The 14,234-nt window shown below is 34.8% G+C and carries 10 protein-coding genes; 4 read left to right on the top strand and 6 right to left on the bottom strand.

Going from position 1 to position 14,234, the window contains the following annotated elements; genetic code table 11:
• Window positions 1-344: 344 nt before the first annotated feature.
• Both OXU93_RS04400 and cobT read left to right on the top strand, forming a co-directional pair.
• Complete coding sequence (locus tag OXU93_RS04400; protein WP_267382670.1) at window positions 345-1,133, top strand: DUF2232 domain-containing protein; 789 nt, start codon at window positions 345-347, stop codon at window positions 1,131-1,133.
• Window positions 1,134-1,198: 65 nt separating this feature from the next.
• Window positions 1,199-2,308 carry a nicotinate mononucleotide-dependent phosphoribosyltransferase CobT gene (cobT, locus tag OXU93_RS04395; protein ID WP_267382666.1) on the top strand — a complete coding sequence of 370 codons (1,110 nt, stop codon included), beginning with the start codon at window positions 1,199-1,201 and terminating at the stop codon, window positions 2,306-2,308.
• Between the two features lie 448 nt (window positions 2,309-2,756).
• Here cobT and pstB (OXU93_RS04390) read toward each other — a convergent pair whose 3' ends face one another.
• The 5 genes from pstB (OXU93_RS04390) to pstS all read right to left on the bottom strand — a co-directional run bounded on the left by pstB (OXU93_RS04390) (window position 2,757) and on the right by pstS (window position 7,772).
• A complete protein-coding gene (gene pstB, locus OXU93_RS04390; RefSeq protein ID WP_267382665.1) occupies window positions 2,757-3,545 on the bottom strand; it encodes a phosphate ABC transporter ATP-binding protein PstB in 789 nt (262 codons plus the stop codon).
• Between the two features lie 123 nt (window positions 3,546-3,668).
• Window positions 3,669-4,478 (bottom strand): phosphate ABC transporter ATP-binding protein PstB, encoded by an 810-nt coding sequence (gene pstB / locus OXU93_RS04385; protein ID WP_267382663.1) that lies wholly within the window; start codon window positions 4,476-4,478, stop codon window positions 3,669-3,671.
• Between the two features lie 33 nt (window positions 4,479-4,511).
• Complete coding sequence (gene pstA / locus OXU93_RS04380) at window positions 4,512-5,396, bottom strand: phosphate ABC transporter permease PstA (protein WP_267382660.1); 885 nt, start codon at window positions 5,394-5,396, stop codon at window positions 4,512-4,514.
• 58 nt (window positions 5,397-5,454) lie between these two features.
• On the bottom strand, window positions 5,455-6,423 hold the full coding sequence (pstC, locus tag OXU93_RS04375) for a phosphate ABC transporter permease subunit PstC (RefSeq protein ID WP_267382658.1): 969 nt from the start codon (window positions 6,421-6,423) through the stop codon (window positions 5,455-5,457).
• Window positions 6,424-6,647: 224 nt separating this feature from the next.
• Window positions 6,648-7,772: a phosphate ABC transporter substrate-binding protein PstS gene (pstS, locus tag OXU93_RS04370; protein ID WP_267382656.1), complete on the bottom strand. Its 1,125-nt coding sequence runs from the start codon at window positions 7,770-7,772 to the stop codon at window positions 6,648-6,650.
• Between the two features lie 1,429 nt (window positions 7,773-9,201).
• On the opposite strand from pstS, the gene OXU93_RS04365 reads away from it, so the two are divergent.
• Together OXU93_RS04365 and OXU93_RS04360 are read left to right on the top strand one after the other, a co-directional pair.
• Entirely contained in the window at window positions 9,202-10,482 is a 1,281-nt protein-coding gene (locus OXU93_RS04365) for a hypothetical protein (protein WP_267384717.1), read from the top strand.
• A gap of 516 nt (window positions 10,483-10,998) precedes the next feature.
• Entirely contained in the window at window positions 10,999-12,387 is a 1,389-nt protein-coding gene (locus tag OXU93_RS04360) for a DUF2079 domain-containing protein (RefSeq protein WP_267384715.1), read from the top strand.
• 514 nt (window positions 12,388-12,901) lie between these two features.
• Here OXU93_RS04360 and OXU93_RS04355 read toward each other — a convergent pair.
• Window positions 12,902-14,182: a pentapeptide repeat-containing protein gene (locus tag OXU93_RS04355; protein WP_416378787.1), complete on the bottom strand. Its 1,281-nt coding sequence runs from the start codon at window positions 14,180-14,182 to the stop codon at window positions 12,902-12,904.
• Between the last annotated feature and the right edge of the window lie 52 nt (window positions 14,183-14,234).

The following is a 14,234-nucleotide window of genomic DNA, read 5'->3' as shown; positions in this document are numbered from 1 at the left end:
AGCTATTAAAACAAGCTAAGATTTTATTTTTTGCTATATTTTTTGAGAATTATACATTTATTGTTCGATAACTTAAGCATTGTATATAGTTAACTTTTTTTGAAAAATTAGGCATTATCTACTCTCGCTTATATTCCAATCAAGAACTAAATTGTCGTTTTAAAATTATAAGTACTCATTGTTTGGTTTATATAAAACTTCTATACGAATAATTATGAAACTTATTAGCTACTTGTAATACAATTAATACGTAGTCTACTGATACTAAAATAATTAGAATATATATGACTTATGATTAATCATTGCTTTATTTTTTTGAAATCTCAACTAGATAATTTTATTTAATGAACTACTCTTCTGATAACGCTAATCAAGGATCCGGGTTGGAACCTAATATTTTAACCGATAGTGAGTCTAATTGGGTTAATGATGACACTGATGATACTCAAGAAAAAGTTAGTGCGTCTACATCTAATTCCACAATAATTCGACCTTTATCCTTGTCTAAAGTTAAACAAAGTAGCACTTTAGTCATAGTGGAAACAGCTTTTCTCTCTAGTGCTTGTAGTTTAATCTGGTTAATTAATTATTATTTTCCTCTCGGTCCTTTTTTAAAAATTTTGTTTCCTATTCCCATTGCTTTAATCTATTTGCGCTGGGGATATCGCGCTGCTTGGATGGGAGCATTAGTGTCTGGCTTGTTATTGACAGTATTAATGGGTCCTACCCGTAGTATTGTTTTTTTGATGCCTTACGGCTTAATGGGAGTGCAATTAGGGTGTTGTTGGCGATATGGAAGCAGTTGGCTATTCTCTATGGTAACAGGGGCGTTAATTGGAACATTTGGCTTCTTTTTTCGTTTTTGGTTGTTTTCAATTTTATTAGGAGAAGATTTATGGCAATATATGACTACCCAAATTACTGAATTAGCTCAATGGTTATTTATTAAATTAGGAATTTTGTCTCAACCTAGTTTTTATCTCATTCAGTTACTGACTATTGGATTAGTTGTTTTTAATAGTTTAATTTATATGTCTGCTGTTCATTTAGTTGCTGTGTTAATTTTAGACAAACTAGGAAATCCTATTCCTCAGCCTCCTCGATGGATTCAAAGAATTTTAGATTATAAGTAATAATTTAAAGTCTAAAACAGTGAAAGGTAACGTTTTATTTTTTTTAAAATAGGTGTTAAAAACAAGTGATTCAAGTTTATACACAACAAAGTAAGGGTAATCAATGGCTAGAATTTCATCAAAATTCTTATCCAGTTTTTGCGTGTATTTTAGGGTTTACATCTACAGGATTAATCCCAGGAATCTCTGCGGCTGGAGCTACGCCAGAAGACCGAAAATATACAGCCATCGCCGATGCAGAATTTTTAGTTAAGGGGGTTCAATCTCATTATCAACATCCTTTACCTCCCTTAACTAAGGGGGTTTCACCAGTATTTATCACCCGTGCTATTTTAGAAGCTCTTAACATTCCTATTTATCTGTTTAATGCTGGTTTACCACTCTCTCCTTCTGTCCCTAATTTTAATTTAAAAGGGATTACTGCTAATTGTCTGACAACAGGAAAAGCCTTACCTTTAACTGTCATTCATCATCTATTTCAGCAAGGATTACAATGGGGGGAAAAAATAGCTAAAAAGTATCCTAACTCCTATTTAATTTTAAGTGAATGTGTTGTGGGGGGAACTACCACTGCTCTAGCAATTCTCACAGGACTAGGCTTTAATGCTATTGGGAAAGTTAATAGCAGTCATTCTCACTGTAATCATCAGCAAAAATGGTCTATTGTTCAGTCTGGACTCACTAAAGCTGGATTTTACCCTGTTTTTCGGCCTATAAATCCATTTTCTCTTGTTGCTGCGGTCGGTGATCCAATGCAAATTGTGGCGGCGGGTATGGCAATCACCGCTAGCCATAAAATGGGAGTAATTTTATCTGGAGGAACCCAAATGTTAGCAGTCTATGCCTTGATCAAGGCAATCGTTAAAAATTTTCAAAAACATGCTAATTTAGACCAAATTATTGTAGGAACAACTCGTTGGGTTGTCGAAGATTCCACAGGGGATACAATTGGGTTAGCTAAGATGATCAGTGGGGTTCCCCTGTTGGGGACTCAGTTAAGTTTTGCTGAGTCTTTCTATCCTCAATTATCAGCATACGAACAAGGATTTGTTAAAGAGGGTGTTGGATCTGGAGGATGTGCAATTGCCGCTAGTTTATCCTATCAATGGAATCAGGAAAAATTATTACGGACTATTGAATCAATATTAAGTGCTAGAAAAGATTGTGAATATTAACATTTAACATCATTTGATTGAATAAATACTTCTAATTTGTTTAATTAACACTTCAAGTTAAACAATAGTATAAATAAATCTCATAATATTGTTTAAACAAACTTATAAAAAAGGAAACATTTAAATTTTAAATAATAGAGAATACTTCTTTAGTAGTTAAGTAAATGAAGTTAATCTGTAAAAAGATAAAATCGCAAATATTATAGAGAATAAAAATACCTTTACCAATTATATTAAATCTCTTATTTTTATCTATCGTATATAGACTTATCTTTTACAAAAAAAGGAGTAATCGTGTAATTTTTGTAATACTTACTTTTCCAGATTACAGTACGAAACAAATAAAAACTTATTCATTGTTTCTCCAGATTCAAGGGTAATCTATACTGCAAGGTATAAAATCTTTTGATTGCTACAAGTATAGCAAGAGCTGATATTTATATCAATTTTAACCAAACCGTCCACTTACATAGTCCTTTGTTGTTTCCTGAGTTGGAGCTTGAAAAATAACCTCTGTTTTATCATATTCTGCTAAATAGCCGACTTTTTCCTTTTTATTAGTAGCTTCTGCATTATAAAAGGCAGTAAAGTCGGATACTCTTAATGCCTGTTGCATATTATGAGTAACTATAACGATAGTGTATTGCTGCTTTAGTTCGTGGATTAGTTCTTCTATTTTAAGAGTAGAAATGGGATCAAGAGCAGCACATGGTTCATCCATTAGGATAACCTCTGGTTTAACGGCAATAGTTCTCGCAATGCACAGACGTTGCTGTTGTCCTCCCGATAAGGCAAGTCCACTTTGCATTAATTGATCTTTAATTTCATCCCAAAGTACAGCTTTTTTTAAGGATATTTCTACTAATTCATCCATATCTCCCTTAAATCCATTTAATCTTGCCCCAAACGCAATATTTTCATAAATAGACTTTGGAAAAGGATTGGGTTTTTGAAATACCATGCCAATACGACAACGTAAGTCTGTAGGATCAACCTTATCTGCATAAATATCGCTTCCTTTAAAGGTTATTTTGCCGTCGATTCTAGCATTGGGAATTAAATCATTCATTCGATTAAAACAACGAAGAACAGTACTTTTTCCGCAACCTGAAGGACCAATAAAAGCCACAACTTTATTTTTAAAAATATCTAAGGAAACCTCTCTAACTGCTAAACTATAACCGTAAAAAACATTAAGATTTGTAGTCTTTAAAACTGCTTCTGTATCAGCCACCATAATTTTTATTAGACTCTCCTAAAATTTATATAAAGTCCATTACTTATTATTTAAACTACTGCTCGAGGTACTTTATTAGTTATACAGTTATCATCTACTCTCCCCTTTTTTTCCTCATCTCTTCTAGCCAAATCGACCATTAATGTAATCTTTGGTATCCTGTTGACGAGAACTACCGAAAATAGTTTTAGTTATATCGTATTCTACAAGATAACCGACTTTACTTCCTTTTTCTGTTACTTCAGTATTAAAAAAAGCGGTTAAGTCAGCTACTCGGGTTGCTTGCTGCATATTGTGAGTAACTATTACAATGGTGTACCGTTTCTTAAGTTCGTGTATTAATTCTTCAACTTTTAAGGTTGAGATAGGATCAAGAGCTGAGCAGGGTTCGTCCATTAAAATTACTTCCGGTTGAGCAGCAATGGTTCTCGCAATACATAGACGTTGCTGTTGTCCTCCTGATAAAGAAAGGCCATTATCTTGCAATTTATCTTTAACTTCATCCCAAAGGGCGGACCGTTTTAGGGAAGTCTCTACTAATTCATCGAAATCTCCCTCATAATTATTTATCCTAGCTCCGTAAACAATGTTATCGTAAATGGTTTTCGGGAAAGGATTGGGTTTTTGGAAAACCATTCCAATCCTTTTTCTTACTTCTACGGAATCAATGTCAGGGTCATAGAGATTTTGTCCATGGTAAGTAATTGTTCCCGTCAGGTGGAATATTTCGATTAAATCGTTGAGTCGATTTAGACACCGTAGAATGGTACTTTTTCCACACCCCGAAGGACCGATAAAAGCAGTCACCTTATTCTTGGGAATGGTAAAAGTAATATCTCGAACCGCGCGATAATCTCCATAGAAGATATCAACATTTTCTAAGCTAAAAACTGTTTCTGTTTCAATAGAATCCAAAATGTCATGATCTGTCATTAAAGTTCTCTATGATTAATTAACTGTTCACTATTAATAGGTTTCTTGTCGAGTTGCCCAACGAGCGGCCATACTAGTAATTAGCACTAACAAGACCAAAATTAAAGATCCTGCCCAGGCCAATTCTTGTTGAGGTTTAAAAGGGACAATAGCATTGTTATAAACTAACACTGATAGGGTGGCAATAGGCTCAAAAATTCCCTTAGGCCAAAAGTTTGAAAACAAAGCAGTAAAAATTAAAGGGGCAGTTTCTCCTGCTGCACGGGCGATCGCTAAGGTTATTCCAGTTAAAATAGCAGGAACAGCCGCAGGAAGAACGACTTTTAAGACCGTTTGGTAATTATAGGCCCCCAGCCCAAAGGCTGCCCAACGGATCTCTTGAGGAACAAGTTGTAAAGCTTCGTCCGTTGTCCGGATAATAGTAGGTAACATTAATACAGCTAAGGCTAATCCTCCTGCAACAGCGGAAAACCCGACGATTTTTGTGGCAACTAATAAACCATAAGCGAAAATGCCAGCAATAATCGAAGGCACTCCACTGAGAACATTAGTCGCAAAACGGACCCAACGAGCGATTTTATTCCCTGTACTAAATTCCGATAGATAAACAGCAGTCAGTACTCCAATGGGAACAGCAATAATAGTTGCTAACCCTACAGTTAGTAAAGTCCCAAGAATAGCATTAGCAATACCCCCTTGCGATAGTCCAGGCGGTGGGGGAAGCTTAGTAAATAAATCTATGTTAATCCGCGCTAACCCTTGAACCATCACGAAGATGAGAACTGCAACTAATGGAATAAGAGTAATGATCATACATAAGGAGACCAACGCTGTCCAGAAACTGTCAAAGAGGGAACGAGAGCTACCTGGTTTCTTTCTTAGACTTAAACCAATCTCAGTGATACTTGAATCAGTCATTTTTTGTGCAAAGTAAAACAATAATGAAGAAAAGGCTTATATTTTTACCATTTATTTTTTACCGATATTTAGCTCGCACCTGAGTAACAATGCAATCAGCTGCAACATTAACAATTAAGGTCAAAATCATCAAGATCAAGGCAGCATACATCAGGGCAGAAACCTGCATTCCTGATGCTTCGGCAAATTGATTGGCTAAAAGGGAGGAAATAGTGTTTGCTGGGTCAAGCAGAGAAATACTGATCTTATTGGCATTCCCGATGATCATCGTAACTGCCATTGTTTCTCCCATTGCACGACCAAGAGCTAACATAATTCCCCCAACAATTCCTGAAATAGCTGATGGAATCAACACGCGGAAAATTGTTTCCCAACGAGTTGCTCCCAAACCTAAAGAAGCTTGACGTAATTCAGGAGGCAAAGAAGCTAACGAGTCGCGAGAAATTGTCGTTATGATAGGTAAAATCATAATAGAAAGAACGATTCCCGCAGGTAACATTCCAGGTCCGGCAGAAGGGGTCGCAAAAAAGGGAATCCAACCAAGATTGTGGTATAACCAGGAACTAACGGGGTTGATAATAGGAATTAAGACAAAAATACCCCATAACCCGTACACTACACTAGGAATGGCAGCTAAAAGTTCCACCATTAACACCAAAGGAGTACGAAATTTAAGAGGTATAAAATTTTCACTTAAGAACAGTGCTGTTCCTATCCCTAAAGGAACAGCGATGAATAGGGAAATAAAAGAACTTACCAGAGTACCATAAATAACTGATAACGCTCCGAATTTCTCCTTTCCTATGACGGGATTCCAAGCACTATTAGTAATAAAATCAAGTCCATAGGCCCGAATGGCTGGCCAAGCTTGCACAATAATTACAACAGTAATGGACAATAAAATTAGTCCAATACTGACAGCAAAGGCTAAGGTTAGCCAGATAAAACCAGTATCGAAGGTTTTTTCTAGACCAGAGCGAACGCCAACTCCAGTTTGTTTAAACTTAGAAGTGATAGGTGCAATCATAATTCAAGAATAACCAAGTCGAAAGTAATAAACAACAATTTGCTCCTATGACTTGTGTACCTGAGTCTACCATAGGTCAAATCCACAGAAGCCCTACGGCAATCGGAAACTCCTACTCCTGATTCCTACGTTGAAGATTCTTGAACCATGAACTCAGGTTATTTAGTTTTGTGAAAAGGACTAGGGAAAATCAATCAGTAATTTTACTTAGTCAATGCAGGACATTAATCTAGAAAACTATCCGCTTTTCTGAGCTCGATAGTGTAATCTGGACTAATTACATCAGCGGCCGCGGCTACTTTTTCTTTAACACTAGGAGGCAAGGAAACATAACCGAGTTTCTTACTAGCCTCTTGTCCATAGTTTAACGCATGTTCAACCATGGCTTCCATAGCGATCGCTTTTTTGGGATCTTCATATTGCTTGTAAGCTAATATCCAAGTGTAGGACACAATAGGATAGGATTGCTTTCCTTTAGGATCTGTGATGAAGGCTCGTAGGTTGTCAGGAAGAGTAACTGATTCTAAAGTATGTTTGGCTGACTCGTCATTGGGCTCTATATAGTTCCCTGATGAATTCTCTAAAGCTGCCATAGTTAGACCATTATTCTTTGCATAGCCATACTCAATATAGCCGATGGTTCCTTCGTTTTGTTGAATAGTGGTGGTTACTCCTTCATTTCCTTTGCCACCAATAAATTTACCCTTGATGGTGGGCCATTCCACGCTTTTTCCTTTGCCAATTATAGTTTTCCACTCTGAACTAATCGCACTTAGATGTTTAGTAAAGACTTCAGTGGTTCCACTACCATCAGAACGGTGAACAACGGTAATTGGTTGACTAGGTAAGGTTAAATTAGGGTTAACTTCAATAATTTTGGGATCATTCCAGTTAGTAATACTGCCTTGCATGATTCCTACATAGGCTTCTCGGGATAATTTTAGACCTTTCACTCCAGAAAGATTGTAAGCCATCACGATACTTCCAGCAGTCATGGGTAGCAATATCACTCCTCTAGAAACTTTGGCGATTTCTTTGTCTGTCATTGCTACATCACTAGCACCAAAGTCTACTGTTCCGATGGCAAATTGTTCCACCCCTGCGCCACTACCTATAGACTGATAATTAACTTGAAGTTCAGGTATCTCTCGATTTAGTTGGACAAACCAGTTTTGATAGAGAGGCGCAGGAAAAGAGGCTCCTGCACCGGTTAGAGTTACTTTACCTCCGATAGAGCTATCATCATCAGTCTTATCACCACAAGCACCTAAAATTACTATTAAGGCCAGTATTGATAGGGAAAATGTGAAAAAAAAAGGAATTCGTCTAAGTTTGGGGATTTCTAACATATTTTAGATGTTTTATACATTAAAGTTATTTACATAATGAACATTCAAACAGAAATTAACGAATTTTGGTAAACAATAGGTTAAGAAATATAGTTTTTAGTTTTAAAAATTAACTTCATGATAAAAACTGGTAAATCTTTACTTCTTATTTAAGTTTATCTTAGCTCTCAACTTTGTGTAATTTTGCTATACAGAAATTTAATTATTAATTGATTTTAATTAAAGTCTAGCTCGCTAAAAGCATGGTAGAGTAAACTATATGTAGACGCTATATTTTTAAGGTAAAGTAAATTACGAGATAATACGGAAGTGAACAAGTCTACTCTAGATTATTTTATAATAAAAAGGAGAAAGTATTAGTGAACGAAAAGGATTGGGAAATACCTTGGTTTATGAATCATAATCAAGAATAATCTATTAATATTTCACCAACTAAAAGTACTATGGTTTATCATTCTAGATTTTTTATAAAAATTATCATATTTTCAAAGTTAAAACTTAACAATTTGCAGTCAAAATAGGATACAAAAAAAACTAAAATAGATATGATTATTGGTTATTTATTGTACAAGCTAATCTATACATGATCAAGACTAAACGAGAGTATTTCTTTATAAACCATTCCAATGCTTTCACATAGTAACAAGGATGAAAGTTATTTCGACAGTGACTATAATATAATCTAGGGATGGTTTACCAGCATTCTATTTCTGAATAAACTATAAAAAAACTCACGTCCATCATATTGTTCTAACATAATTTTAACTTGATTCCGACAATCAATATCTTAATATTTTTCTGTAATCTCATCCTAGACTGGTAAGGTGGCAATTATTCACCATCCTACTACGATACAAGATATACAAAAATTATGACTAAAATTTATCTAGGTTTGAATAATATGAGTGATTTTAGGATAATCTATTTTTTGGAAGAAAAGATTTATCTTGATATTTACTCTTTTTTAGACGATTTTTAAAGTTTCTTTTGAACTAAATTAAAATCCCTGATTGTATATTGATAGTATAAAATTAATAGAAATTAGTAGTTTGTTTTTTAAAGTTAGTTAATTTAGAAAATGTGTTGATTATCGACATCTATGACAATAAATGAGTTACTAAGATATCTTTTTGTATAGATTTTGCTCAGTTTAAAAACAGTGCAATAGTAAGGAGTATGAATAAACTAGAAAACTTAGTAGTTATTAAAAAAACATGCGAAGTCTTAGAAAGAGAGGATTGCAGCTAGATAAATCCTTCAATGACTAAGTAAATTAGACATTATGGACAAATCTTGGAACAACAACTCGAGGTTAAATTCCTTCAGGACAAATGAGTCCATGTTATTAGCATATTTTAAGAAAAGATTGCGGAGATTTAGCGTTACATTGATTTAGTAACTCTCTCAGGAGTCTCTAATTAAGACAAAGATGAAGTTGAAAGTCGGTACTCAGAATTTAGAACAATTTTTTGGGCAATCCTTATGGTTCATTATTGCAATTTGGCTATTGAGTCGAGGGCTAATTATTGTAGGGATGTTAGGGATTGCACCATTACTCGACGCCCCTTCAGGTGGAATTCAGGCGGAATGGGGATGGGAGGTCTTTTCTGCTTGGGACAGTAATTTCTATCAAAAAATTGCTACAGCCAATTATGATGGCATCGGAACGTTACCGGGAGCTAACGTTGCTTTTTTTCCTTTTTTTCCCTTAACCATCAGAATTGTAATGGGGTTAGGATTATCAGCGGAAATAGCGGGAACCTTGATTAACAATTTAGCCTTTTTAGGAACCTTATTTATTGTTTTTCATTGGGTAGAAAGAACAAATGGTGTCAGGGCGGCACACTGGACAACGACTATTTTAGCCTGGTGTCCTCTCTCATTATTTACCGCAGTTGTCTATACGGAAGGACTATTCCTATTTTTAAGTGCCGCTTCTTTGTGGGCTTTTGATCGTCAGTCTTATTTACAGGCTGCAGCATGGGGAATGTTGGCAACTGCAACCCGCATTACAGGGCTAGCTTTAATTCCCGCCTTTTTAATTACAGCATGGTATAAACGCATCCCTATTACTGCCTATATAACGAGTTTTGGTAGTACATTAGGGGTTTTACTGTACAGTGGCTATTGTTGGATACAGTTTAATGATCCTTTAGCATTCATTACTGTTCAGCATACTCAATGGAACCGTAGCCGTGGCATTGATTGGCAAGGATGGGGGACTATGTTAGTTGAAATTACTACAGGGAGAAGTCAGTGGCATTATGATAATTTATGGGATTTATTGCATCCTTTATTATTATTATTATTAAGTGTAATTGCTTATGTTCTATGGTATTATCGTGACTATCTAGGGTCAACTTGTTTTGATTATAGTTGTTGTGGGTTACTGTTTTTGTTATGGTTACTAATTGGTGATCCTTTTCTCAATACGATATCCGTTTTAGGTGGAGTTTATTTACTGTGGTACTTACGTAATCGGCTCAGTTTTGTTGTAGTTGTTTATGGATTTTCGGCTTTAGGATTGTTATTAGCATCTGGTAGTACCATTTCTTTGAGTCGTTTGGCTTATGGGATTGTTTCTCTAAGCCTAGGGTTAGGAATTGTACTCTCAAATCATCCTCGTTGGGGATATGCCACGATAGGGTTCTATACTGTTTTATTAGTTAGCTTTTCAATTCGTTTTGCTCAACATCTTTGGGTTGCATAGTGCAGTCTACAATGGTCAACCACATTATATTTTAATCAATTCAATCTTCTTTATTTAAAAGAGATATTTTAGTTCAAGATTTAAAAGTTTTGACCTAGTAAAAATTGGTAAGTTATTAAGTAAGGTATTCATTGCGTGTTTTAAAAGTCATGGTTGTTAAATATAATTTATGATACCTCTCTAAGAGATATATTCAAGATACTTGCCACTTATCAGAAGTGTTATGACTGAGTTATTATTTTATTTAACTGTTGTGTCTAACATGTCTATAATGCCAGTTATCCAGCTGTCACTAATTTGAGTGAGATGCGGAATATCTTCAGTAGCAAAAGGGAACAAACAGGTAACTGCAAGTTTATCTCTTATCTAAGGAGCACTATTTCGATGTTTTCTCTCAACCCTTATAACTAAAAATGTCTATATTCTTCCTATCATCTGGTTTTATTTAACTTTTTTGTATTTTTTTACTAAAATAGTTAAGCTGTCATAGGATGTTATCTTGATTATGGTTAGTGTATGAAAGAGAAAGATAGTAATCTTTATTGGTTGTGGATTATTACCAGTGTAAGCATAATAATATTCTTCTTATTTGCAAGTTTACGTCATTTTTTATTTCAATCGAATGCTTTAGATTTGGGGTGGTTTGATCAAGCAGTTTTTTTAATTAGTCAAGGAAAAACTCCGATAGTTTCCTTTTCCGATGATCATATTGTGGGAGATCATGCTGCTTTTATCCTTTACCCTTTAGCATTATTTTATGCAATTTGTCCTAATATACATTGGTTATTTGCTATTCAAGCAATCGCTCTAGGGTCAGGGACTTTTCCTGTTTATAAATTAGCACAACAAGCAGGACTACAAAAAAAGTTAGCTTTAACTATGTCAGAGGTTTATTTACTTTATCCTTTAGTTTTTAATATCAACATATTTGATTTTCATTCCGAAGTCATTGCTTTACCTCTTTTGTTTTGGGGAATATTGTGGGCAAAAAATAACAAATTTTTGTATTTTTTGTTTGCTATAATTACAATTTTGAGTTGCAAAGCTGTACTATCTTTAACTATTGCAGCTATGGGACTGTGGTTATTTTTGTTTGAGAGAAAACGCCTTTGTGGTAGTGTGGCATTAGGGTTAGGAGTATTCTGGTTTTGTATTGCAACTCAAGTCATTATTCCTCAGTTTAGTGGCTCTAAAGTTGCCGCATTGGGACGTTATTCATTTTTAGGAAATTCTGTTGGAGAAATTATAAAAAACTCTTTATTAGATCCTAGTGCCGTGTTTAGTAGAATTTTCACTTCAGCCAACTTTGAATATTTGATTCTATTAGTTTTACCTGTGATTTGGGGTTTATATCCTCGTTATTTAACTCCAATGGTTGCAGCTATTCCCCAGTTGGGATTAAATTTATTAACTGATTATCAACCTCAAAAGGATTTAGTTCATCAGTATTCATTACCAATTCTACCTTTTCTATTATTATCAAATATTTATACATTAGCAGCAAAAAAAGAATTGCCACAATGTCGTAAATTAATCATCATGTGGTCTTTAGTTATTTTTTTGGTATTAGCTAAATATAGCTATTTTGGCTCAAAATATTTAGAACAATTAGACACGTTGTGGGCGATGAAACAAGGAGTTAAGTTAGTACCTCCTCAAGTAAAAGTTTTAACGTCTCCTCAAATTGCCCCTCATCTAACCCAGCGTCCTGTAGTGAAATTAGGAATTAAAGACACGGAGTCTATCAACATTAATAATTTTGAATATGTTTTGCTAAATGTTCATCATCCGAGCTGGCCAAATTCTAAAAAAACTGTTATTGATTTAGTTGAACGATTAAAAGAAAATAAAAATTTTACCTCTATTCATGAACAAGATAATGTTTTTTTGTTTAAGCGAAATTAGGAGCTAGACAAGAAAAACTCAGAACTAAATTAAAGTATGAGTCTATACATAAACTTATCTCTACAAAAAATAAAGACTATTATTTTAGGTTAAATAATAATAAAAAAACATACTAAAAATTTAACTTAACAAAAAAAATAATCACTTGTAAACCTAATATAAACTTTTAACTTATCATTAATTAAATTGAATGTTTTTTTGAAAAAAATAGCAATCTAGTTTTAAAATTTATCTGATATATCTAAATCATCTATATGTAGATTACCTTGATAACTCACTTCTTTGGTTGATAAACTGGATTTATGAACACTACTATATCGACCAAAATAAAAACATAAAGATGCCGATAGGCATTGTAAATCAATGCTTACGCAATTACGATTATTTTGTACCTTTACTTTCAATAGGGAAGATATAAAAAAGCTGGAAGGTAATATTTCTATTTTTTATTTCTCTAAGCCTAACCTCTAATTAGTCGAGAATCGCTGACTTAAACCATAACAAGCGAGGTAGTTTACCGGGCTAGTTTATTGGGAATATCGTAACATCCACCCGAAATAGTTGCACGGGTTTTCTCTCCTCCCCAAGCACAGCAATAATAACGTTGTTCTTCAGTGAGATTTTGAATTGCCATCAGATTACAGTTCTCCAGAACTACTCCTGTATAAGCACCTGTTTCATAATTGGGAGGAAAGCTACGCGAACGGGGACTTGCAGTTTCGACAGAACCATAAAACAAACGAGTCTCTTTAAGATCTGAGCCTTTTAAATTAGCATCATAAAGAACAGTTCTGGACAAATTAGCTTTAATGAGATCACACCAACTTAAATCAGCACGCACCATATTAGCTTCACTTAAATCTGTCCAGCGTAAATCTTGACCCGATAAATCTGCCCCGGCTAACATCACTCCTAAATTAATAACTCGTACCCCATTAGCTCGATCTTCAGCGTATCCTCCAAAACCGTCAAGCATAGGTCGGCCCAAACGACCATCTCGCATTAAGGGAGTTAATAATTTTGACTGTGATAGAAAACGTAAGATTTTTGCTTTTCCTACCTCATCAACACTACTGAGAATAGCTCCTGTTCTTCCTTCGGCGATGGAACGTTCTTGTGGCCAATCTTCAAGCATGCCTTCTTCGTTAAGAACTAGATCAGAAATTCCTTGAAAGTAGGTATCAATAGTTTGTTGTTGAGTAATACGGTTTTGTTGAATGGTTAAATCTTTAGAAATGACATACTGAGCCCAGGCAACATAAACTGCAAGTAAAGCAATCATAATTTGACCCAATGCCCCTATCCATTCAGCCCAGGAGCCAAATTCGTCATATTTAAACCGATTAAGCCACTCTCCCACTTTTTGATAAAAGCCAACATATTTTGCTAGTCCAGTAATAGCCAAGATAAATACCAAAAATCCAATTAAAGTGTTACGTTCTCGGGAGGTCAAATAGCGAATTGTCCAATCTCGGATAGATGGTATTATAATCTGTAGAGATAACAATAAAGCTATAATTCCCGCCGAAAATCCCAACCAAGAAATATTAAATCCTAATCCTAGTCCCATAATTGCCGCTGTGGTTAAAAGTAACCAAGGATTAGAGGATTCCACTTCATGTAGATACAAAGGTTGAGGTTGTGCGGTAGAAGATGAGTTTTTTTGTGGTAGTTGAGTTGACAGATTGGAAGAAACACTCATCCCTATTTTAGGTGAGATGCTATTTTTATTATTTTGCTCAGTTAAACGGTCTGTAGTTTTGTTGAAAGAATGAGGTTCAGGGGTCTTGGACATAGAATATTAACTGTTAACCAGCGAATTGATAACAAGATAACAATTATCTTTT

The sequence above is a fragment of the Cyanobacterium sp. uoEpiScrs1 genome (assembly GCF_947331815.1).
Classification (GTDB): domain Bacteria; phylum Cyanobacteriota; class Cyanobacteriia; order Cyanobacteriales; family Microcystaceae; genus Rippkaea.
This window is presented reverse-complemented; position numbering and strand designations above follow the sequence as displayed.

Coding starts and splice junctions, on each gene's coding strand:
- OXU93_RS04400 (WP_267382670.1), top strand. CDS start 345: ATGAACTACTCTTCTGATAACGCTAATCAAGGATCCGGGTTGGAACCT.
- pstB (WP_267382665.1), bottom strand. CDS start 3,545: ATGGTGGCTGATACAGAAGCAGTTTTAAAGACTACAAATCTTAATGTT.
- pstB (WP_267382663.1), bottom strand. CDS start 4,478: ATGACAGATCATGACATTTTGGATTCTATTGAAACAGAAACAGTTTTT.
- pstA (WP_267382660.1), bottom strand. CDS start 5,396: ATGACTGATTCAAGTATCACTGAGATTGGTTTAAGTCTAAGAAAGAAA.
- pstC (WP_267382658.1), bottom strand. CDS start 6,423: ATGATTGCACCTATCACTTCTAAGTTTAAACAAACTGGAGTTGGCGTT.
- pstS (WP_267382656.1), bottom strand. CDS start 7,772: ATGTTAGAAATCCCCAAACTTAGACGAATTCCTTTTTTTTTCACATTT.
- OXU93_RS04365 (WP_267384717.1), top strand. CDS start 9,202: ATGAAGTTGAAAGTCGGTACTCAGAATTTAGAACAATTTTTTGGGCAA.
- OXU93_RS04360 (WP_267384715.1), top strand. CDS start 10,999: ATGAAAGAGAAAGATAGTAATCTTTATTGGTTGTGGATTATTACCAGT.
- OXU93_RS04355 (WP_416378787.1), bottom strand. CDS start 14,182: ATGTCCAAGACCCCTGAACCTCATTCTTTCAACAAAACTACAGACCGT.